At 61.8% G+C, this 22,678-nt stretch carries 17 protein-coding genes; 11 read left to right on the plus strand and 6 right to left on the minus strand.

Annotation, left to right across the window (positions count from 1 at the left end):
- Positions 1-24: 24 nt before the first annotated feature.
- The gene (locus GAL_RS20635) at positions 25-1,302 is read right to left on the minus strand and encodes a replication initiation protein (protein ID WP_024099534.1); all 1,278 of its coding nucleotides are present in this window, start codon (positions 1,300-1,302) and stop codon (positions 25-27) included.
- A gap of 809 nt (positions 1,303-2,111) precedes the next feature.
- On the opposite strand from GAL_RS20635, the gene GAL_RS20640 reads away from it, so the two are divergent.
- The 5 genes from GAL_RS20640 to GAL_RS20660 all read left to right on the plus strand — a co-directional run bounded on the left by GAL_RS20640 (position 2,112) and on the right by GAL_RS20660 (position 9,154).
- Positions 2,112-3,482: an AAA family ATPase gene (locus GAL_RS20640; RefSeq protein ID WP_024099535.1), complete on the plus strand. Its 1,371-nt coding sequence runs from the start codon at positions 2,112-2,114 to the stop codon at positions 3,480-3,482.
- Position 3,483: 1 nt separating this feature from the next.
- Positions 3,484-4,566 carry a ParB/RepB/Spo0J family partition protein gene (locus tag GAL_RS20645; RefSeq protein WP_024099536.1) on the plus strand — a complete coding sequence of 361 codons (1,083 nt, stop codon included), beginning with the start codon at positions 3,484-3,486 and terminating at the stop codon, positions 4,564-4,566.
- A gap of 320 nt (positions 4,567-4,886) precedes the next feature.
- A complete protein-coding gene (locus tag GAL_RS20650) occupies positions 4,887-5,735 on the plus strand; it encodes a PRC-barrel domain-containing protein (RefSeq protein WP_024099537.1) in 849 nt (282 codons plus the stop codon).
- A gap of 225 nt (positions 5,736-5,960) precedes the next feature.
- A complete protein-coding gene (locus GAL_RS20655; RefSeq protein WP_024099538.1) occupies positions 5,961-7,973 on the plus strand; it encodes an ATP-binding protein in 2,013 nt (670 codons plus the stop codon).
- 257 nt (positions 7,974-8,230) lie between these two features.
- Complete coding sequence (locus GAL_RS20660) at positions 8,231-9,154, plus strand: hypothetical protein (protein WP_024099539.1); 924 nt, start codon at positions 8,231-8,233, stop codon at positions 9,152-9,154.
- A gap of 60 nt (positions 9,155-9,214) precedes the next feature.
- Here GAL_RS20660 and GAL_RS20665 read toward each other — a convergent pair whose 3' ends face one another.
- Together GAL_RS20665 and GAL_RS20670 are read right to left on the minus strand one after the other, a co-directional pair.
- Positions 9,215-9,628, minus strand: coding sequence for an SRPBCC family protein (locus GAL_RS20665; protein ID WP_024099540.1), 414 nt, complete (start codon positions 9,626-9,628; stop codon positions 9,215-9,217).
- Positions 9,625-9,999, minus strand: a complete 375-nt coding sequence (locus GAL_RS20670; RefSeq protein WP_024099541.1) for an ArsR/SmtB family transcription factor — start codon at positions 9,997-9,999, stop codon at positions 9,625-9,627. The genes GAL_RS20665 and GAL_RS20670 overlap by 4 nt, the downstream gene beginning before the upstream one ends.
- 294 nt (positions 10,000-10,293) lie before the next feature.
- Here GAL_RS20670 and GAL_RS20675 point away from each other — a divergent pair, with 294 nt between their 5' ends.
- From GAL_RS20675 to GAL_RS20690, 4 genes are all read left to right on the plus strand, one after another.
- Positions 10,294-10,860, plus strand: a complete 567-nt coding sequence (locus GAL_RS20675) for a hypothetical protein (RefSeq protein ID WP_024099542.1) — start codon at positions 10,294-10,296, stop codon at positions 10,858-10,860.
- Between the two features lie 209 nt (positions 10,861-11,069).
- Positions 11,070-11,822 (plus strand): MipA/OmpV family protein, encoded by a 753-nt coding sequence (locus GAL_RS20680; protein WP_024099543.1) that lies wholly within the window; start codon positions 11,070-11,072, stop codon positions 11,820-11,822.
- A gap of 3 nt (positions 11,823-11,825) precedes the next feature.
- Entirely contained in the window at positions 11,826-13,232 is a 1,407-nt protein-coding gene (locus GAL_RS20685) for an efflux RND transporter periplasmic adaptor subunit (RefSeq protein WP_024099544.1), read from the plus strand.
- Complete coding sequence (locus tag GAL_RS20690; protein WP_024099545.1) at positions 13,229-16,369, plus strand: efflux RND transporter permease subunit; 3,141 nt, start codon at positions 13,229-13,231, stop codon at positions 16,367-16,369. The genes GAL_RS20685 and GAL_RS20690 overlap by 4 nt, the downstream gene beginning before the upstream one ends.
- A gap of 61 nt (positions 16,370-16,430) precedes the next feature.
- Here the strand turns inward: GAL_RS20690 and GAL_RS20695 are convergent, their stop codons facing one another.
- Positions 16,431-17,633: a helix-turn-helix domain-containing protein gene (locus GAL_RS20695; protein WP_024099546.1), complete on the minus strand. Its 1,203-nt coding sequence runs from the start codon at positions 17,631-17,633 to the stop codon at positions 16,431-16,433.
- 138 nt (positions 17,634-17,771) lie between these two features.
- Positions 17,772-18,569 carry a helix-turn-helix transcriptional regulator gene (locus GAL_RS20700; protein ID WP_024099547.1) on the minus strand — a complete coding sequence of 266 codons (798 nt, stop codon included), beginning with the start codon at positions 18,567-18,569 and terminating at the stop codon, positions 17,772-17,774.
- Positions 18,570-19,049: 480 nt separating this feature from the next.
- Here GAL_RS20700 and GAL_RS20705 point away from each other — a divergent pair, with 480 nt between their 5' ends.
- Positions 19,050-20,156 (plus strand): Fic family protein, encoded by a 1,107-nt coding sequence (locus tag GAL_RS20705; protein WP_024099548.1) that lies wholly within the window; start codon positions 19,050-19,052, stop codon positions 20,154-20,156.
- 7 nt (positions 20,157-20,163) lie between these two features.
- On the opposite strand, the gene GAL_RS20710 is transcribed toward GAL_RS20705, so the two are convergent.
- Positions 20,164-20,463: a DUF2218 domain-containing protein gene (locus tag GAL_RS20710; protein WP_024099549.1), complete on the minus strand. Its 300-nt coding sequence runs from the start codon at positions 20,461-20,463 to the stop codon at positions 20,164-20,166.
- A 274-nt stretch (positions 20,464-20,737) separates the two neighbouring features.
- On the opposite strand from GAL_RS20710, the gene GAL_RS20715 reads away from it, so the two are divergent.
- The gene (locus tag GAL_RS20715; RefSeq protein ID WP_024099550.1) at positions 20,738-22,633 is read left to right on the plus strand and encodes an ABC transporter ATP-binding protein; all 1,896 of its coding nucleotides are present in this window, start codon (positions 20,738-20,740) and stop codon (positions 22,631-22,633) included.
- Positions 22,634-22,678 lie beyond the last annotated feature (45 nt).

Consider the following 22,678-nt stretch of genomic DNA (forward strand, 5'->3'; position numbering starts at 1 on the left):
AATGCAACCGCGACGACCACCGCCCTAGCCGTCAAATGCCTCCGGCTCCAGTTCCTGCCAGAAGGCAATGATCGCCCCGGCATTCAGCGCCGAACGCCAGCCATGCTGGCGGAAATGCTCGCGGTCCAGATCGCTGTCCAGCCCCGACAGGAACAGCCGCTTGTCGGCATCACGCTGGGTCGGGTTTCGCCGCGAAACCAATCTTTCGACGATATCCAGATACCGGGCGCGGTCACGGCGGGCGGCGGCGCGCGCGTCAAAGGCGGCGGCCTCAGCTGCGGCGTCGGCGGCGCGGCGCGCCTGCGCCTCACGAATGCGGGCCTCTTCCTCAGCGGTGATGGGCGGGACGGCTGTCCCCTCCGGCGACAGGCTGTAGTCGCCGTCAATCGCGGCGCGCAGATAGCCCAGCGGTGATTTCACCGCCCCCTGCCCCGCCACATAATCCAGCTTCTGCTGCACATAGTCGGCCCCGTGTTCAGTGATCCATTGCCGCGCCAACCGGTCCGAGACCCCCTGCCCGCGCAGTGCCTTATAGACCGGTTGCTGGCGCAGCCCCTCGCTGTCGTCGATCTGGAACATCGCCATCTGGGGGTTTTCGCGAATCAGAAAGCGGATCTCGCTGACCGCGCGGCCCTTCTTACGGGTCTGCGGTTCGATAATGATGTCTGAGGATTTATTGACCTCAGCCACCGCCGGTTTGATGATCTTGGCGTTGAGATGTTTGAAACTCTCGTAGTAGGCGGAGCCATCCACCCCCATCAGCTTGCGAAAGATATCCAGCCCCCACCAGCCAGTGGAGCCAGTGCGCACAAACCGGTAGCAATTCTCATAGAGCGCCAGCCCGTGACCAGAGCTGAAGTTGCGCTGAATTTTGACGTTGATCAGGGCAAAGATTTTCGGGTCATGCAGTTTCTTGGCCAGCTCCGGCGAATAAGCATATTCGCAAACACCGTTTTTCAGCTTGGCAAAGCTGAGCAGCGAGGAGACGCCCCATTCCTGATGGCCCTGCTCATCCAGCATATCCCATTCCGCGACGGTCTCCGCCAGCGCCCGCAAGCTGGCACGCAGGCTGTCGATATCGTTGGAGTTATACCCCACCATCATCGCCAGAGTGCGCGCGTCGATGGTATGGCTGCGCGCGGAGGTCAGCGTATCATAGGCGTTGAGCAGCAACACATTTGACAGCTTGCGCTGCAGCAGCGTCAACTTACCACTGATATGGATCGCAGCCACGTTTTTCTTCACCGTTTCGCGGGTCAACGCGCCGGTCAGCCGCTCTTCGTCAAAGCTGGGCTCTGCCATGGAATCACTGCCTGTCATCATCGCTCTCTTTTGCGCCATACCCTGCCACAAAAGGAACCCATGCGACAACCGCGCACGGGTTCCTTTTACTGAACAGCCGAGCCGAGCATCACCGCCCCCCTCTAAGCTGGCCCCTATGGCGGGTGTCGTCTAAAAGGTACCCGTTCACGGGACGCCCGCTGATTGTGGCGGCCAACTTGCGAATCGTGGCACCTGCCCAGCATCGCATGATTCCGCCGGGTGTTGCGCCGCAGAGGCACAGAGCGCGCGCCCAGTGCGCACCACATATTTCGCCCGATCAGTGTCAAAAATAGCGCATCAGGCTCTGTATCACGGCCCTATGGCGGTCTATCATGGCGCGTCATCAGGGTGGTTTGCGCGGCAGGACAGGCCCAATCGGCAAAGATCACTATCCTGAGAATCGGCGCCTTTTGCCCTGCGTTCAGGCCCCTTTTATCCTGCTGATAGGTCCCTTTGATCCTGTATCTGGGTGCCCTTGAACCCGAAACCGGGTCCCCAAACTGGGGTAAGTGACTGTAATCAGGTAGGTAATCCATGCCAAAGACTCTAAAGATTCTAAAAAATATAAACGTTTAGCTGTGACCTATTTTTGAGTTTTTGAGAGAAAATAGGAACGTTTCGCCGCGAAACCTCCCTTGGCGCGGATAAGGCACCCGGAAAAATCCCTGCGATGGGTCCATACTATCTATGCAGCGCCGAAGATGTTCCCTATTCTCGGGCATATAAGCGAAAACAGAAAACACGCGCATAGACCCAGCATAAATTATGCACAGAGATCGAGCAGCTTCATGACCTCTCCCACCTTGCCTCCCTATTTCAATTTGAACCCGGAACAGGCCGCTGCCAAGCTGCCGGATCCGATCCAGACCACCCGCTTTGCCAAGGCGGCTGCCATGTGCACCAAGGGCCGCGAAGATCTGGCCCGGCGCGGCTATGCTCCCGATGGCGAAAAGCGGCTGCGCAAATTTTCCACTTGGGAGATCACCCGCTATCTGATCCCTGTGGCGCCGCAGCATCTGCGCCGGGTGTTGAAGAACAATCCCGACTTGCCGCAGGGCGAGGGCGAAGGCGGCTCCAAGTGGTTCACGCTGGAGGAGGTTCTGGCGCTGCGACAGCATTTCGCCTCCGAAGGGATCTCAACCAAAGAATATCTGCCCTACCGCCCCAAAGGCGTGCCCGCAAAGGTGACGGCGGTCGCCAATTTCAAAGGCGGCGTGGGTAAGACCTCTACCGCGGCGCATCTGGCGATGTCGGCGGCGCTTGATGGTTACAAGGTGCTGGTGATTGATCTGGATTCCCAAGGCTCGATGACCTCAATCCTTGGCGGCACGGTGGAAGATGAATGGTCCACCGTCTTCCCGCTGATCGCCAAGGACTACGCCAAATCGGTGGTGGCGGAAAACGCCGTGCGCGCTGCCGCCGGAGAACCCGAGCTACCACTGGATGAGACCCTGAATGAGGCGCTGCGGGTTTCGTCGCGAAACGTTATCCAGAAAACCCATTGGTCGAACATTGATCTCATTGGCGCGCAGCTCAATCTCTACTGGGCGGAATTTCAGATCCCGGTCTGGCGCATGGGGTTGCGCAGCTGGCCGCTGTGGGATGCGCTCAGCAACTTCCTTGAGCAGGAGGGCATTCTGGATGACTACGATATCATCTTTCTTGATACGCCCCCGGCGCTTGGCTATCTGACCATCAATGCGCTGGCGGCGGCGGATATTCTGCTGGTGCCGCTCGGCGCGTCGTTCCTTGAGTTCGACTCTACGGGGCGGTTTTTCGATATGCTCTATTCCACTTTCGCCTCCATTGAGGAGGGGGAGAATATGGCACAGCGCGCGGCCGGTTTGCCGGAAATTAAATTTGAATGGGATGTAGTAAGGGCGCTGATCACGCGCTTTGACGCCAGTCAGCAGACAGATATGGCGAATGTGATCCAGGCCTATTTCGGAGATTTCATGAACGCCTACCGTCAGGATGTCACCGCCCTTGTCGGGCAGGCGGGAGAGCAAGTGAATGGGATCTACGAAGCAGACTATCGCGACTTCAACCGCGATACCTATGTACGCGGTCGCGAAACCTTTGACCGGACCTATGCGGAATTCAAAGAGCTGCTCATCGGCAGCTGGTGGCGCGATACCCAGATGGAAGAGGCGGAGTAACATGGCAAAACGCAGACGGCTGAGCGCCCCCGACGCATCCGAGATCGAAGCCATCGAGGAGGGTTTCGCGACGAAACCCGGCATCAATCCTTTTGATCCGGCGCCCGGTGGTGTCGCGGCCAGCGCACCCCCCATCGCCAAAGTCTCAGCCGAGGCGGCGCAGCTGCACGGCATGGCATCGGTTGCGGACCGGGTGGAAATGGCCCGCGACAAGGCGGACGCCGAGCGCTGGCGCGCCGCCGAGGAGGCGGGCGAAACCGTGCTGCGCATCCCGTTGGCGGAGATTGACCGCGACTATCTGCGCCGGGACCGGATGCAGATGGATGAGGAGGAGCTGGACGAGTTGACCGCGTCGATCCGCAGCCATGGCTTGCGCAGCCCGGTTGAAGTGATTGCGCTGGAGGAGGGCTACGGTCTGGTCTCCGGCTTCCGTCGTCTGGAGGCCTATGCGAGGCTGAACCGGAGCGAAGACGGTTTCGCCGCGATCCCGGCCTTCCTGCGGCGCGGGGCTGACAGTGCGGACGCCTATGTGGCGATGATCGAAGAAAATGAGCTGCGCGCCAATCTGACGCCCTATGAACGCGGGCGTATCGCGGTGCTGGTGGCGGGGCAGGGGGTATTCCCATCTGTGGAGTTGGCGGTGGACGCATTGTTCGGCGCGGCCTCCAAGGCGAAACGCTCCAAGGTGCGCAGCTTTGCCGCCGTGCATGAGGGGCTGGGCGATCTGTTGCGCTATCCCAATGCGCTGTCGGAGAAGGCCGGGCTGAAACTAGCCGCCGCGCTGCGCTCGGGCGGGCAGGGGACCTTGCGCTCTGCGCTGGCCGGGGCGGATCCGGTGGATGAGCGCGCCGAGTGGCGGTTGCTAGAGGCTGTACTGGCAGATGCGGGGCCGACACCTGAGGCCAAACCCCGTGGCGGGCGCCCGCGTCAGGTCACCCGTCTGGCGGCGCGGCGGCTGTCTTCCGGTGGCGATCTGTCTGCAGAAGTCGCGCCGACAACGGTGCGGATTGATCTCAAAGGGCGTAGCCTTGACCCCGAGCAGGTTGAGGCACTGCTGGCGCTGATCGAGGACAGATTGGGCTAACGGCTGGGGATGGCCCAGGTCGGGATCGGTGGATGCGGTGTACACGTATAAGTATATCGAGACTTTAGCCCTGTGTCTGATTGTTCTGAGGGGGGGCGCCGTCTGAAATGCGGTGAGGGAACGGCTTTGGGCGGTATCCCAAAGAGGAGAATTTGGCAGAATAGCCATCTGTTAGACGTGTTTCGTGGATGATGAGTCTGTCGGCTGCCGGTTCTTCTAAGCAAGAAAAAGTCAGAAACGTTGGAACTATCTTTGATCTGGTCGAGTTATCCCACCAGTAACAGCAAACACTTCGCTGACAGCACAAGAGGATGAAAACAATGAAAAATCTGCTTCTCTCCACCGCAATTGCCCTGACACCTGCAACTGCCGTTCTGGCCGATGGCCATGGTGATATGTTCCGCGCCGAAGCCGATCCGATGGCGATCCATGCGTCTGAATTTATCGGTATGCGTGTCTACCGTGCCGAGAATGGCCAAGATGCGACCGAGTATAATGGTGTCCAGAAAGAATGGGACGACATCGGTGAAATCAACGATGTGGTGCTGAACCGCGACGGCACCGTGGATTCCGTTCTGGTTGATATCGGCGGCTTCCTCGGCATGGGCGAAAATCAGGTCGCTGTAGATATGAAATCGGTGAAATTTGTTGCCGATAGCTCAACCGCCGAAGACCTGAGTGATTTTTTCCTAGTGATGGAAGCTTCGGCTGACGTGCTGAAAGAGGCGCCGACTTATGATTGGACCCGTCAGGCGGATGCGGCGACCGATGAAATGAAGCAGGATGCGACTGCGGCCGCCGGCGAGATCAAAAATGACGCTGACGCAATGGCGGAAAACACCGAAGAGACCGTCAAAGATGTCTTTGAACGTGATGGGTTTGCCAACGTCGTGGCCACCGATCTGACCAGCGAAGAGCTGACTGGCGCACCGCTCTATGACAGCAACGACGAGTGGATCGGCGAAGTATCGCAGATCAACCTGACCAATGATGGCAAGGTGAAGTCAATTGTGGCTGACATCGGCGGCTTCCTGGGGCTGGGTGAAAAACCGGTAGAGCTGGAGCTGAGCAAAATGGACGTGCTGCGGGCCGATGACGGTGGCGACCTGCGGGCCTATGTTTCGATGAGCAAAGAAGAACTGGAACAGCTGCCCGACTATGAGCAGTAATCCCAGTACGAAAAACGATAGTCGGCGGCAATATGCGGCCTGCTGATCACCTTCAGGGGCGCAGAGCATCAGCTTTGTGCCCCAAGTCTTGGAAGGGTTCCCGGTTTGGATCACTTTTTGCGCGAATTAATGTTTAAACATGTATCTATCTGGCGGTTTTAACCTCCAATTCAGTATTTCACGTCCAGATTGGTGTCACTACTGGCACGCATGGCAGGACGGCACTTGCAGATTTTCTATTCTCTCATGATCAGGCAGATCGCGCTTGTGATCCTCTTGGCAACAGGCGCAGCGGTTGGGACCATGGCGACGGCGGAGCCTATCCGCATGACCTATGAGGAGTTTCATCCGTATTCCTTCACGGATAGCGATGGGCAACCCCAGGGGGTCTCCATTGATATCATGCGCCGGATCGCTGATGCCGCAGGGTATGATGTCGTGTTTCAGCCCACTGAGAACCCGGCCGGTATGCTGGAGGAGTTGCGCAGCGGTGCGGCGGATGTGACCTCATTGCTGGCGCTGACCCCGGAACGGCTGGCGGCGGGGCTGGCAACGGAGGAGCTGGGCGCCTTTGAATTGCGCGCCTTTGTGCGGGGCAATGGATCTATTGCCAACCTCGGTGATCTTACGGGTACCACTGTTGGCGTGGTGCGTGGCAGCTTCGCAGTTTCCGGTGCACGGCTGATCCCCTTTGCAAGACTGGTAGAATTTGACACCAGCGATGATCTCATCCTGCCGTTGCTGGCTGGTGAGATTGACGCTGTGGTGTCGGCGCACAATGGCTTTCTGCGGCGCCTGCGGACGGCTGAAGTTGAAGACCGGATTGTTGCGCTGGAGCCGCCCCTGGTGACCAGCCCATATGGGTTTGTGGTGGCTGCTGAAAATGAGCCGCTGCGCACGGTGCTGAATGCAGCGATCTACAGCAGCGTATCAGACAAATTCCTGTCAGAACTGGAACAGACTTGGTTTGGCCGCTCGCGGACGCTGTGGGACAATGTGCTGGTGCGGTGGGGGCTGCTGATTTCAGCGGTGATGCTGGCAGCGATCCTGGTGCTGAGCTATTGGTTCTTTCACTACCGTCGGCGCTCGGCCGAGCTGTCGCGAGACCGGGCCAGTGATCAGCTGCTGATCGGCGCACTGGATGAGGTGGCCGCCGCGATCGTGATTTATGATGACAATCTCCGAGCCATACACTGGAACCACGGGTTTGAACTGATCTTTCCCAGTATGGTGCCCGCCTTGAAGAAGGGCGCAACCATGCGGCAGATGATCGTGCAATCCTATGTTGACGGCACCATTCAGAATAAGCTCAGCGATGCGGAAATCTTGGAAAAGGTCGATCTGTTTATCGAGGATATGCGGCGTGGTCGGTCAGAGGTGCGGACCGTGCGGACACAGGATGGCCGGGTGTTTCAGGCCCGGGATGTCAAATTGGGCGCGCGGCATTTCGCATCGTTGCGGGTGGATGTCAGCCAATTGCAGAAACAGCAGGACACCATCGCGCAGCAGGCGGTTTCACTTGAGGCGGCAAATGAGGATCTGCGCACGTTCTCCTCTATTACTGCGCATGATCTGAAGGCGCCGCTGTTCAGCCTGCTCAATCTGATTGAGTTCATGGCCGAAGACATGGAAGAGGCTGGCATCACGCTGCCGCCGGAAATTGAGGACAACTGGTTGCAGATGGAACGGCTGTCCCATCGCATGATGCGGCTGGTGCAGGACCTGCTGGTCTATTCAACAACCCAAAGTGAAAGCCACCGGTCCGAGGTGATTGAGCCGTCGCCGCGCCTGCAGGAGGTGCTGGATCTAGCCGGACCGCGCGAAGGGTTTGAGGTGATCATCGAGGCCAATATGCCACGCCTGCGGGTCAATCCCATCGCCTTTGACATGGTGATGCGCAATCTGATCGCCAATGCGTTGCAGCACCACGATCGGGATCGTGGTACCATTATCCTTAGCGCGGAGAGCGACGGCGATGCGGTGATGCTTTCGGTGCGCGATGACGGACCTGGCATCCCTGAAGAGCACAGGGAGCAGATTTTTGCCCCATTTCACCGGCTGTCTGCCTCGACCGAGGGCAGTGGGCTGGGGCTGGCCTTCATCAAGAAAACCGTTGAGAGCTGGGGCGGGACGGTTCAGGTCTCGGCCGCGCAGCCGCGTGGCGCAGTGTTCACTGTCAGCTTTCCACAGTCTGTCGCAGTGGATGAGGACGCAGACCAGCCACAGTTGGCGGGCTAGGCCACCATCGGCCGCGATCGGCTGGGGATTGCCGATCCTGTGGGCTGGGCGTGCGGGGGTCGGGTCGGTGCATTGACTCTTCTTCCGGGCGCTCGCTACAGAAAGGACAAAATTGGGACAAAACTAAGACAAACACCGCGGCAATTCTGCGGGGTGGGTTTCCCGGTTTGGGGACAGGGATCAACGGTCGCAGTTTCGGCTGTGGTGACGGATCCGGTGCCACCTATCACGCAACAGCCTTGGGGCGGAGTTGGATTATGACAGAACAGCAGAGCCTCTCGACCGCGCCCGCGCAAGGGTCGGAAGAGCTGACCGTTGCGCTGCATATCGGCGCGCCGTTCACCGATGAGGATCAGCTGGTCTGGTCCTTGCGCAAGGATGCGGGGCGGCTGCTGAAGGAGGGTGTGCTGGTGCGGCGTCCGGGCACCTATCTGAAGGAGCTGACCGATCTGAAAGGCCGCGCTGCCAAGGAGGGCGTGGACGAGGAAGACTGCGACGCGTTTCTCGACAGCGTGCTGCGCGAGGCGGATGCGTCGCGGGTGGTGCTGTCGATGTCGAGCATTCTGGGCGTACCGGCCTGGATGCTGAACGGCGGGCGCCTATACAAGAACGCCGGGGCCAATACGGCCGCGCTGCGCGCGGTGTTTCCGCAGACACGCTGTGAGTTTTTCCTCGGCCTGTGCAATCCGGCGACACTGGTGCCCACCGCCTTTGGCGCGCAGTCGCAGAAGGACTGGTACGGGTTTGCCGGGGATACGGATCTGATGGAACTGCGCTGGTCCGAGGTGGTCGGCGATATCCTGAGCGCCAATCCCGATTGCGGCATCACCGTCTGGTGCAACGAAGAAACCCCGGTGGTGTGGCCGCGGGTGCTGGGGCAAATCACCGGGCAGGGGGCGGGCTACCGCTTTGCCGGTGAGACGGATATTCTGCGGCAGGCGATGACCGAAGAAGGCACCCGGCGGCTGGAGGCGTATCTCGCCGCGCGCCCGCAGCTGAGTGAGGCGCAGCGCGATCAGGTGCGGGAGCTGTTCCTGTCCTACTTCCACTCCGAAGATGCGGTTGAGGAAGAAATCGACCTGCCCGGCTGGTCGCAGGGCTTTGTCGATACGATGACGGATCGCTATTTCGAGGATGTCGAGCTGATCCGCAACATTCCCGGCGTTACGGTGATCGGCTGATCCACCCGCGGCGCCGCTGATCCGCGTGCCGGGAGCAGATTGCCATATGTCACCCTCTGCTCAGCTCTCGTGGGCGGAGCTTCGCATGCGGGCCAGATGTTCGTCCCATCCCTTGTCCAGCGCCAGCAACAGATCGAAGGCCTCAACCCCCTGCGGCAGCCCGGTGTGGCTCAGCGATAGATTGGTGCCGCCGGGGACCTCTGTCAGGGTCCAGGAGACGGTGCTGGTCTGATCGCCCATTGGCGCGATGGTGAAACTATACTCAAGCCGGGTGTACGGCTCGGCCAGATGCACCTCACCCCACATCAGCCTTTTTCCGCTTTCGGTGCCGAACATTTCATAGGGGCCTTCGACCAGCGGGGTCTTGGGCTTGTGAAACCAGATCGCCAGTTTTTCCGGTTCGGTCAGATAGGCCCAGACCTGGGCCGGGGTGGCCCTCAGATAGATGGATTTGCGCAGGATCGTATCGGTCATTGGATGTCCTTTTCGATTTCGGATTTGAGCGTCGCAAGGCGGTCGTCCCAGAAGGCATCAAAGAAGCCGAACCAGTCGAACACCTGTCGCAGCCCGTCCGTATTGAGGCGATTGAGGCGGGCGCGCCCTTCGGTGCGGACCGAGATCAGATTGCCCTCGTCCAGAATGATGAGATGCTTTTTCACCGCCGCACGGGTCATCTGAAAATTCTCGGCCACCTCGGCGATGGTCAGGCTGTCCTGCGCCAGAAGCCGCAGAATCCGGCGGCGAGTCGGGTCGGCGAGGGCACGAAAGGCCATCTGCTCAGCCAACTGTTCTGGCGGCTGATCAGGCGGGTGTGTCGCCGACGGGTGCTGTGGCGCCTGGGCCATGGCGGTCTGTGCTCCTCTATATGATACCTTATGGTATCTCTTTATATGAAACCTTTTGGTATCATGTCAAGCGAGTCGATGACTGATCAGCACTGACATGGCCGATCTGCGGGCCAAAATACCCTATCCAGCGTCCTGTCCTGCCGGGACGGGCAGGGGTCACGTCCTTTCCGGCCCGGTTGGACGACAGGGGCGCGGGGGTATGTCACAGCTGTGTCCAAGGTGGCCGATGCGCTGCCCCGATGACCCGCTGTGGTCGCCCATCCCGATATCTGGCCAGAGAGAGACCGCGCCATGCTCAGAGCTTCTTTTCATCCCCGTCACTTGACCGCGGCCCTGCGGCAGTACCGGCGCAATGTGCCCCTGCTGCCGGTGATGGTCTGCATCGCGCTGGGGCTTGCCATCGGAGTGTCACCTGCGACCCGTGCCGGCGCCGGTGCTGATGATATCCAGCCACGTGATGGTCATTGGCTGGCGCTGATGCAGTTCCGCTCGGTCAGTGGCTGTTCAGCCACCCTGCGGCGCGAGATTGAGGCCGACGCCGAGGATGAGGTGCTGTATTCCAAGCCGCTGACATTCTCTACCCCGCTGGACCTCAACCATCTGAATGCGGCCTGGGAGGTCGATATCGACTGGACCCGCACCAGCCCCAACCGCTGGGAAGGGGTGATGACAGAGGTTGAGCGCACCCTGTTTGGCAAGGTCACAACGGTGACCGCGCTGAAGACACGGGTGATCTCGGAGGGGCTGATCGATCAGAAGGCGGTGGCCACGATCACCTTCCCGCCGCGCATCGCCCGGCAGATCGGCTCTGCGGAGCCCTGTGTGGTTCATGCCGATATCACCCATCGGCGGCGCTGATCCGCGCCGGACCTGTTGTCCGTTGTCCGGATGTGTCCGCACGGACAGGGATCTGCGCCCGCGCCTGACGGCTGAGACGATCTCCGTCTGGCGCCTGATCTAAAGACGCCGAATACCTTGCTTTCATTCGCCCCGACGCTTGCTGCGGAACACGCGCAGCGGGGGGCAAATCACAGATACCCAACCAAGACCTGAAAAAGGATACGACAATGAATTTTCAACGCAGCGCCGCTCTCGTGACCGCGTGTTTTCTGGCGGGCGCATCAGGCGCCGCCGCTGAGGGGCTGTTTGCCAACGGGCAGTTCACCCTTGGGCTGGGGGCGTTTGCGGCCTCCGATCAGTATAAAGGCGAAGGCACGGAGGCCGCGGCGCTGCCGTTTGTGTCTTATGACAGTGATCGGTTGCATATCGGATGGGACGGGGTCGCCTATCATTTCCTGAACAGTGAGGATCTGGAGGTCTCGGTGCGTGTGGGCGCAGGTGAGAAACCGGATTTCCCGGAGAACAAGCCGCTGTTTGCCGGGTTGAAGCGCAGCACCCCGATTGAGGCCGGGTTTGATGTTACCTATCGGTTTGACGGCTTCTATGTGGCCGGTAGCGCGATGGCGGATGTCTCAAATGAGCATGACGGCTATCACGTCGAGGCCAAGTTCGGGACCGAGTTCCAGATGGGCCAGCTGGGGGTCGATATCGGCGCCGGTGCGCGGATGCGGGACGGCAAGCTGAACAACTTCCTTTACGGGGTGTCGGCGAGCGAGGCTAACGCGCAGCGCGCCGCCTATGATGTCGGCTCCACCACCGAGCCGTTTGTCGATATGACCGTGATCTATCCGATCAGCGACACAGTGTCGGTGCTGGGTACGGTGGATTATCAGCTGGTCGACAAGAAGGTGCACGACAGCCCGCTGACCAACAACAAGGATCGCTATTCGGTTGGGCTTGGCCTGATCTACAGCTTCTGATCCATGGCCACCCCGCTTCATGCGAACCAGCAGGGTAGGGCAGAGGGGGCGCGGGGTGACACCGCGTCTCCGGCAGGCTCTGCTGTCGCTGTGCCACCAGTCTCTGCCGTGAACGAGACGTCCCCAACGTCGCAGGCCGCTGAGACACGTGCCCCGACTGTACCCCCAGCGGCGCCGGACCCTCAGGTGATCCGGCCTGCAACGGCAACTGTGGCACAGCCCGCCTCAGCCCCGCAGCCCCCCGGCTGCGCGGGCGGGGCGGATTCTGCGGGGTTGGAGTTTGTCAGCGACCCGGAGGCCAAATGGCCGCCGCGTCTGGCGGCGATGATTTGCGCCGGGCTGGTGATCTGGATGGCGGCTGGTCTGGTCTGGCCTGCCGCCCCTGTGGCAAGCGGCGGTAATGCGAAAACTCCTGCAATAGAGCCTGTTTCGGTCGCGGTGCGCCTGTCACAGGCCGCCCCGGTGACCCGGATGCTGCGTGCCGAAGGGGTCAGCAAACCCGACCGGGATGCAACCCTGAGGGCCGAGATGTCCGGCCATGTGGCCAGCGTAGCGGTGGCTAAGGGCGCGCGGGTAGAGGCGGGGCAGCTCCTCGCTAATTTGCAGCCTGCGCAGCGCACGGCGTCGCTGGCGCGAGCGGAGGCGTCTTTGCTGCGGGCGGAGCGGGATCATACGCGGGCCGCCGCGTTGCATCAGCGTGGATCCACCACGGAACAGCGGCTGAGCGAGGCGCGCGAGGCGCTGGCCGTGGCCAAGGCGGATCTGGCCGCCGCCCGTCAGGGCCTTGCAGAGACGCGCATCACCGCGCCCTTCGCCGGTCATTTGGAGGCATTCGACCTCACCCCCGGTGCCTATGTTCAGGAGGGGGCGGCAGTGGCGCGGGTGGTGGCGCTGGATCCTCTGCGGGTGAGTTTTCAGGTGCCGCAGCACCAGCGAGGGGCCTTGCGTGCCGGGGCCTTGGCGCAGGTGCGGTTTTTGAACGGGAACAGCGCCGAGGGGCGTCTGAGTTTTCTAGGGCAAAGCGCGCAGGCCGATACCCGCAGCTTTGCCGCTGAGGTGGTCCTGGACAATCCGTCCAGTTCCAATGCGCCCCCGATCCCGGCGGGGATCAGCGCCCGGATTGCGGTGCCGTTGGACGTTGTGCAGGCGCATTTTCTGTCTCCGGCGCTACTCTCGCTGGACATGGCCGGGGTGCTCGGCATCAAGAGCGTGGATGACACGGATCGCGTGGTCTTTACCCCGGTGGAGATCGTCCAGTCCGAGCGGGATGGCGTCTGGGTCAGCGGACTGCCGGATCAGCTGCGGCTGATCACTGTGGGGCAGGGATTTGTCACCGCAGGCGAGGAGGTGCGGCCCCGAGATGCAGGAGAAACCAAGGGACAGGTCGCAGGCGCGGAGGAGCGGCGATGAGCGGGTGTCTCGCGGTGATCTTTGCCCGCAGCCGGGCGGTGATCCTGATCTTTGCGGCGCTGCTGTGCGGTGGGGCCTATGCCTATGTGAGTATTCCGAAGGAAAGCAATCCGGATATCCCGATCCCCTTTGTCTATGTCAGCACCAGCCTGTCGGGCATTTCGCCGGAGGACAGCGAGCGGCTGCTGGTGAAGCCGCTGGAAACCGGGTTGAGCGGGCTGGCGGATCTGAAGGAAATGAAGGGCCACGCCTATGAGGGTTATGCCAGCGTGACGCTGGAATTTGAGGCGGGCGCCGATGTGGCGGAGGCGCTGGACCGGGTGCGCGTGGCTGTGGATCAGACCCGCCCCGACCTGCCGGAGGCCGCGACCGAGCCGGTGGTGGTGGAGATCAATACGGCGTTGTTTCCGGTGCTGACCACGGTGCTGTCCGGCCCGGTACCGGAGCGCAGCCTGAACCGCATGGCGCGGGAGCTGGAAACCCGGCTGGAGGCGCTGACCGGCGTGCTGGAGGTTGACATCGGCGGCGGGCGGTCGGATCTGCTGGAGGTGCTGATCGACCCTGTCGCCTTTGCCACCTATGGCCTGTCGTTTGAGGCGCTGGTCGGTCAGATCAACCGCAACAATGCGATGATTGCCGCCGGGGCCATCGACGGGGCCGCCGGGCGCTTTGTGCTGAAGGTGCCCGGGTTGGTCGATGGGGCCGCGGATCTGATGCAGATGCCGGTGAAGGTGGAGGGCGGCGCGGTGGTGACCCTTGGCGATATCGCCGTGGTGCGGCGCCGGTTTGAGGACCCGCGCAGCTTTGCCCGGATCAATGGCCAGTCGGCGCTGACGCTGGATATCACCAAACGCAGCGGCGCCAATATCATCGAGACCGTGGCGGCGGCAAAGGCGGTGATCGCCACCGCGCAGCAGGACTGGCCGCAGAGCGTCCGGATTGATTATCTGCTGGATGAGAGCCGCGAGGTGGAGACCATGCTGGGTGATCTGGAGGCCAATGTGGTGGCGGCGATCGTGCTGGTGATGCTGGTGGTGATCTATGCGCTGGGACTGCGGCCGGCGCTGCTGGTCGGGCTGTCGATCCCCGGTGCGTTTCTAGCCGGTGTGGCGCTGCTCTGGGCGATGGGGATCACCATGAACATCGTGGTGCTGTTCTCGCTGATCCTGGTGGTCGGAATGTTGGTGGATGGCGCCATTGTCACCACGGAGCTGGCCGACCGCTACCTGCAGGAGGGCCGGACAGCGGCCGAGGCCTACCGCGCGGCGGCGGGGCGTATGGCGGGACCGCTGCTGTCGTCCACAGCAACCACGCTCAGCGTGTTCGTGCCACTGCTCTTCTGGACCGGCACCACTGGTGAGTTCATGAAATTCCTGCCAATCACCGTGATCGTGACGCTGGCGGCATCGTTGTTGATGGCGCTGGTGTTCATTCCGGTGCTGGGCGGGGTGATCGCGCGTCGGTCCCCCCAAACTGCGGCGGCAAAACAGGCGCTCCATGCTGCGGAACATGGCGATCCGCGTCTGGGGCGCGGGATGGCCGGGATCTATGCACGGATGTTGCAGCGGGCGTTGCTGTTTCCCGGCACCACCGTTCTGTTGAGCCTTGCTCTGTTGCTGGGGACGTTTGGGCTTTATGGGAAATACGGGTCGGGGCTGACGTTTTTCCCCAAAATAGAGCCTGAATTCATGCAGGTGCAGCTGCGCGCGCGGGACAATTTCTCGATCCATGAGCGTGATGCGCTGGTGCGCGTGGTGGAGGATCAGCTGTTGCAGACCGAGGGCATCACCAGCGTTTACGCAGTGGCCTCGCTTGGCGGGGGCGATGATCTGGACCTGATCGGCACCATCCAGCTGGAGCTGGACCCCTGGGACCAGCGGCCGCCCGCCGCTGAGATTGGCGCGGGGATCCGTGCCGAGGTGGCGGATCTGCCGGGGGTCGAGGTGCGGGTGGAGACCGACGACGGGCCAAGCGGTGACAAGCCGCTGGATCTGCATATCACCGCCCGCGACCCCTCCGTGGCGGAGGCTGCGGTGGCACAGATCCGCGAGATCATGACCGGGATCGGTGGTTTCACCGATGTGGCCGACAGCCGGGCATTGCCCGGAGTGGAATGGCGGATCGAGATCGACCGTGCCGAGGCCGCGCGCTATGGCGCCGACCTCAATCTTCTGGGCCAGACGGTGCAATTGCTGACCCATGGCGTGATGGTGACCAGCTTTCGCCCCGATGATGTGGCGGAGTCGGTGGATGTGCGGGTGCGGTTCCCGGTGGCGGAGCGCAATTTCGACGGGCTGCGGGCTCTGCGCGTGCCGACCGCCTCCGGGCTGGTGCCGATTGCCAATTTTACCCGCTTTGCACCGGTGCCGCGCTCCGGCTCGATCGAGCGGCGGGATCAATCGCGGGTGCTGACGCTGTCGGCCAATGTGGCGCCGGGGTTGCTGGCGGATGCGCAGATCGAACGGCTGCGCCAGGCGATGGCGGTGGCGGATCTGCCCGAGGGGGCCAACTGGCGGTTCAAGGGCGAGGCCGAGGAGCAGGATGCCGCGATGCGGTTTCTCATCCTTGCGTTTGTGACGGCGGTGGTGCTGATGGCGGTGATCCTGATTGCGCAGTTCAACAGTTTCTATCAGGCCGCGGTGGTGATGTCGGCGATCATCTTCTCCATTGCGGGGGTGCTGTTGGGGCTGCTGGTGGCAGGGCGGCCGTTTGGCGTGGTGATGGGCGGCATCGGGGTGATTGCGCTGGCGGGCATCGTGGTGAACACCAATATCGTGCTGATCGACACCTATAACGCACAGCGCCGCGCCGGGCAGTCCCCTCGTGAGGCGGCGTTGCGGGCTGGGGCGCTGCGGTTGCGCCCTGTGGTGCTGACCTCGCTGACAACGGTGCTGGGCTTGATGCCGATGGTGCTGGGCATGAAGCTGGATCTGCTGACCGGCAGCATGGTGTTTGGGGCGCCCTCCAGCCAGTGGTGGACCGAGCTATCGACAACTATTGCGGGCGGGCTGGTGGCGGCGACGCTGCTGACGCTGCTGGTCACCCCGGCGATGCTGGTGCTGGGCGCGCGCGGCCAGCAGCGGCGGGCGCGTCGTCGGGCGGCGCGGCAGGGACTTGGTGCTGAGGTCACGGCATGAACCGGCCTGCCGACTTCCCAACAACGCCGGGGCGGTCACCGTGCCGACCTCGCAGCGCCCCTTAGCTCGCAGGATCGGCGGCTGCGCGGTTGGCCCTGAGGGCTGAGGGAGTGGTGTTCATCTCGCGTTTGAAGGCGTTGTAGAAGGACGAGCGGGAATTGAAGCCAACATCATGGGCAATCACCAGAATGGTTTCATCGGTGTCATGCAATTGCGTCACCGCGTCCTGAATGCGCCATTTGTTGACGTAGTCGAAGAAGTTCGATTGCAGCGTCATATTCAGCGTCTGCGACACGTAGTTCGAGGTCACGCTGATATGTTTGGCGAGATCCCAGAGCGACAGATTGGGATCGCGGTAGAGCATATCCTTGGTCATGGCGCGTTCGATCTTGGCGGCGATGCGGGCCGCGTGATCATCGGTGAGGGCGGAACGCTCGTATTTTGCGGCGGCCAGCTCTCGCTCCGTGGCGGGCGGGGTGTCGCCCCCGGGTTTGGGCATCAGACCGGGCTGTTGCCGCACCCCCCAAATGCCGATCACCCAGGTGATGGCGAGGCTGGATAGACCGTTGGTCAGATCCGAGGCGTCGCTGAACAGCTGAAACATCTCAATCCCGAAGAGATCGGCGAGAATTTCGGCGACGCTGATCAGGAGATAGGCACCGACAGTGGTGGTGATCCACCAGACCCAGGTCAGCTCGCGGTCCTCGGTGGTGGCAAACAGATCCTTCAGCCGCGCGCGATACCGCGACAGCATTTTCATGATCAAGACCAGATAGAGGGTCACCTGAATGTAGAATAAGACCTCGACCAGCTGGAAGTAGATCAGGATCGCCTGAATGTACTGGCTGAGGTCGGCGAACTCGAGGTCGTTCTGGGCGAACAGGGATTTTGGGATGGTCCAGAACAGGCCAACCATGCTGATCGCTAGTAGAATGGGCACCGCATGCCAGAGTCTTTGGGGGATGGGGGGGCCATCATCCTCCGATGTGAGGGCGCGTACATAAAGCCATAGGAGCAGCGGTTGGGCAAAGACGGCGGGCACATGCAGGCTGTTGAACCGAGAAATCAGATAATCATAGGCATCATCCGCAACCACCAAATCCACGATGATAAGTATTTCGCCGACCGATTGCGTCAGGAAGAAGAGCGCCAGAGGGACATAGACGCGCTGGTGGCGTTGATGCAGCAGCAGTTGATTGGTGCAAAACAGCGCCATGCCAAGGTGAAAGGCCGACAAAGCCAGCAGATATTTATCGTCGACCATCGCGCAGCCCGATCCTCAAAATCCTTCTTAGGGCTTTAGCAGTGGCGGGCGACAAGGGACAGATCTGCAGGCGGTTTCCCTGTCCTTGCCAGCAGGGAAGAACGCCGGACAGGGGCGAAGATGGGTTTTGGCGGCAGGCTAGAGCGGGGCGTCGCGGTCCGGAGTACGCTCTGCCGCGGCGAGCACGCGGATCGCCTCGACCCGGTTGCGGACGTTCAGTTTGCGGTAAATGGAATTGGCGTATTCCGACACCGTATGCGGCGAGATCTTGCAGACCGCCGCGCATTCCTTGGAGGTGAGGCCCTGGCTGAACAGGTAGAGCACCTCCCGCTCCCGCGGGCTGAGCCGGGTTAGGGCGGCCGGGGGCGGCGCGATCAAGGACCGGTCAAATCCAGCGCCCTCCGCATCCGGTTCGGCTGGATTAGGGGTGGGGCTGCTGGTGCTCTGACGCAGCTCCTCCATGCGGCGGTGAATGATCAGGCAGAGAAACCGCAGGCTGTCGGTCTTGCCCGCCACATGCGCGATGAAGCTGTCGCGGGTCCGTGCGGTGCCGAGGTTGAAACCGCCAAACCGATCTGACCCTTGCAGCCGCACCGGGATGGCAATGCCGGCGCGAAACCCGGTTTTGACTGAGGCCTCTTGGATGAAGGCTCTTTCCTCGGCCCCCAGATAGGGATGATCGGAGAGGAACTCCGTGCCGGTGAATTGCGGTTCATAGCTGTTGCAGCAGTGATCCAGAAACGGATCCTGATGGCTGGGCAGCTGTTCATAGATCTGCGGTAGGTTGGTCTGGATATGGGGATGGCTGCGGTCGCCCTCCACGGTGAGGTAGATGGCATAGTCAAAACCCATGGTGGCAAAGATTCGCAGGGCCTGCGCCCATAGCGCATTGGTGCTGTTGCAGCGTTCCAGACTGTCGATATCGGTCCAATCCACTGAGTTACCCCCTAATGTTAAGGGATAACACCTGCTCGGCACCATTGCTAGCGTGACCAAGGTGTTGCGTGCATCTCCTGCTGGTCCTCGGATCTGTTTCGGCAGGCCGTGAGCGCGGCGCTGGTGACCCGTTGTGAGTGGCGGGGCATCCTTTTGTTTTTGCAAGACGGTGCATCTGGTGTGAGGCCAGCGCGCCGGGGGGTGAAGACAGCAAAGCCTGATGGGCCTGATCAGACGTCGCATTTCCGCATGGCGTATGGTTGGGGGAGGCGCAGGGACGGGTCGAATTTGGCGGCCAGCTCCACTGCCAGGGCCGTGGCAGCGCTTGCCGGGGGGCAAGGCCACGGCCAATTGGCAGCAGTCTTGCAATGTTGGCAGTCTCCCGGCTCGGTCCATCCCTCGCAGGGGTGACTTGATTAGAGGGTGTATTCAGATCATATTGGCGTCACTTTTGATTTGAATAAGGATGCCAATCCCCTCATGTCACAGATCTGGCAAACGCCTGCCTGGCCGCGATTTGGTTATGATCACGCGCGTATCGAACCGGAGCTGGCCCGCGCCGCCGAGGCGGTGGGCGAGGTGACGGGCCTCGTGCATGGGCTGGCGCCGGATGAACAAGAGGACCTGTTGTTGCGCCAGATCGTGCAGGAGGCGATGGCTTCCTTCGGGATCGAAGGGGTGGCGCTGGATGCCAGCGAGATCGAAGCCTCGGTTGTGGCCTCGCTGCGCCATCGTGACCGGGCGGCGATCTCGCGGCGCTCGGACGCGGTGGCTGAGCTGATGCTGACGGCGCGCCAGGCCGATCAGCCGCTGGACAGCGCCCGGATCCTGACCTGGCACCGTCTGTTGTTCACCGGCATGGAGGTCGAGGATCTGGGCCGCTGGCGGCGGTTTGAGATGGAGATTGTGCGGTCCGCCGCTGCGGGGCCGGGCGACGTTCTCTATAAGGCACCGCCGCCGCACCGGCTGGAGGCAGAGATGGCGCAGTTCCTTGATTGGGTGAATACCGATCAGAGGTTGCCGGTAGCGGTGAAGGCGGCGCTGGCGCATCTGTGGTTTGAATCCATTCACCCGCTGTCAGATGGCAATGGCCGCATCGGGCGGGCTCTGATCGAACATGTGTTTGCCCGCAACCGCGCATTGCCGTTTTCGCTGTCGCGGCAGGTGGAGCGGGACAAGAAGGCCTATTATGAGGCGTTGCAGGCCGGGCGCAGAGAGCGGGTTGGGGGCCATCCGGACACTGGCGCGGCTGAAATTGACGCCACCGAATTTGTGCTCTGGTTTCTGCGCACGCTGACACGGGCCGCGGCCTCGGCCCGCGATGAGGCGGGGTTTATCCTGCGCCGCAATCAGTTCTTTCTGCGCTTTGCACCGGTGCTGAACGAGCGTCAGGCTCATGCGCTGCGCCTGCTGTTTGAGCAGGGGCCGGAGCGGCTGGCGGTCGGCTTAAGCGCCAAATCCTATCGCAAGATCACCAAAACCTCTCCGGCCACCGCCACCCGCGATCTGCGCGCGCTGGAAGCAGCCGGTGTGGTGACGAGGATGGAGGCGGGCGGGCGCTCCACCGCTTATGAGATCCAGTTCTGACCTCTGGTCAGGCAGGGGCGACAGCAGAGGCCCAGGTCATCGCCTCAAACCCCTCGCGAAAAGCGAAGCGCTTCAGGTGATTGTCGATGATCTGGCGGGCGTGATCCAGCTCTTCGGCAGTGGGGGCGGTGACCTCGGCGCGGAGGTGTTGGCCCTCTGCGGTCAGGGTCGCAGGCCCCATGCCCAGGGCCACGGTGCCTTTGGTATCGTCATGGCTGACGGTAACCCTATGAGCAAAATGTTTGCACAGCTGTTGCAGGTATTTGGAGGCATTTGGTGTGTCGAAATGGCCGCTGTCCGTAAGCATTTGCCGTAATCCTTAGTTTTTCTATCAGATTTGAAAGATAGGGATTCCCCCGCGTGGTGCAAGTCGATTTCCCGGTTGCAGAACATTGCCCACGGTGGATTATCCGGCTGACAAGATGGCGCTGCGGGATTAGAACAGCGGCGCTATGGTGCAGGCAGATGTCGTGTCAGACACCGGGAAACACAGCGACGCAGGGCGCGCGGGTCCCGGATGATACGAAGGACAGGCGACCCACATCTCAGGCGATTTTCACTTCATCCTTGAGAGGGGCCTTATGTTCCGGGCTTTTGAAAACCTTGTCGACCCTTTTGCGGCGTCACAGATGGCGCCTCCGCACGCGGGTCTTTGGCGATATCTGATGCAGCAGCTGGCGCCTTATCGCAAATGGCTGCCGCTGATGCTGGTCACTGGCGTGCTGACCGCGCTGATGGAAAGCGGGCTGATCTTCTATGCGGGGCGGCTGGTGGACCTGATGACGGAGAGTGGCGCCGCGGCGTTCTGGGATGACCATGGCACGGAGATGATCCTGGCGCTGGTCTGCGTGTTGCTGCTGCGCCCGACGCTGGTCGGGCTGAACCATTTGCTGCTGGAGCAGACGCTGTCCTCGAACCTGCAAGAGCAGGTCCGCTGGCAGGCACATCGGCATCTTCTGGGGCAGTCGGTTGGCTTCTTTCAGCATGATTTTGCCGGGCGACTCAGCAATCGGGTGATGCAGATGGGGCCTGCGGTGCAGGACAGCGTCCATATGATGTTTGAGGCGGTGCTCTTTGCGGGGACCTATATGCTGGGCGCGGTGGTGGTGCTGTCGCAGATCGACTGGCGACTGGCGGTGCCGCTGCTGATCTGGGTGGTGATCTACGCCATTTATGTGCGCCATGTTGCCCGCAGTGTTGCGGCGACGGCGGAGAAATGGTCTGACGCGCGCTCTGCGGCGACCGGGCGTATTGTCGATGCCTATGGCAATATCGAGACCGTGAAGCTGTTTGCCCAAGGCGGGCAGGAACTGGGGTATGCGCTGTCGGCGCTGCGACGGCTGCGGACGCGCTATCAGCGGTTCATGCGGATGATGACCACGCTGGCCTTTGGCAGCATTGCCATCAATGGTGTGTTGATCCTGATCGTGGTGGCGCCGGCGATCTGGTTGTGGACGGCGGGTCAGGTCAGCGTTGGCGAGGTGGCCGCCGTCGCGGCGCTGACCATCCGGCTGAACGGGATGAGTGGCTGGATCCTCTGGGTGACGATCCGCCTGTTTGAGAATATGGGCGTCATCCGTGAGGGGCTGCGGTCGCTGGCCACGCCGCATGCGATTACCGATATAGAGGACGCGGCTGCCTTGCACGTAAATCAGGCAGAGATCCGGGTGGAGGGGCTGTATCACAACTATGGTAAAGCAACCGAGGATGGCAGCCGGGGCGTGGCAGGGCTTGATCTGACGATCGGGGCCGGGCAGCGCATTGGCATTGCCGGGCCGTCCGGTGCGGGTAAGTCGACGCTGGTGTCGCTACTGTTGCGGTTTGATGATCCCGAGCGGGGGCGCATTCTGATCGACGGGCAACCGATCACTGGCGTGACACAGGACAGTCTGCGGGCGCAGATTGGCGTGGTGACGCAGAACACCGCGCTGGTGCACCGCTCGGTGCGGGCCAATATCCTCTATGGCAACCCCGGCGCCAGCGAGGCGGAGATGGTGATGGCAGCCAAACGCGCCCGCGCCCATGATTTCATTCTGGGGCTGCGCGATCAGGCCGGGCGGACCGGCTATGATGCGCATGTGGGCGAGCGCGGTGTGGCGCTGTCCGGCGGGCAGCGCCAGCGGATTGCGATTGCGCGGGTGGTGCTGAAGAATGCGCCGATCCTGATTCTGGATGAGGCGACCTCGGCGCTGGACAGCGCGGTGGAGGCGGAGATTCAGGAGACGCTGATGGATGTCATGCAGGGCAAGACCGTGATCGCCATTGCGCATCGGTTGTCCACGATTGCTCAGATGGACCGGATTGTTGTCATGGATCAGGGCCGGATCACCGAGGATGGCAGCCATGCCGCGCTGCTGGCGCTGGGGGGAACCTATGCGATGTTGTGGTCGCGCCAGTCCGGGCGGGGTGAGATCAATCGGGATGCCGCTGATCTGGACCAAGGGCCGAACAGGCCCGACGCTCTTGTGATCGGCTGAGGAGCACAGACACCGGTGCGGTTTCAGGTCCGCGCCGGTGCCTTT

The sequence above is a fragment of the Phaeobacter gallaeciensis DSM 26640 genome, assembly GCF_000511385.1.
Taxonomy (GTDB): Bacteria; Pseudomonadota; Alphaproteobacteria; order Rhodobacterales; family Rhodobacteraceae; genus Phaeobacter; species Phaeobacter gallaeciensis.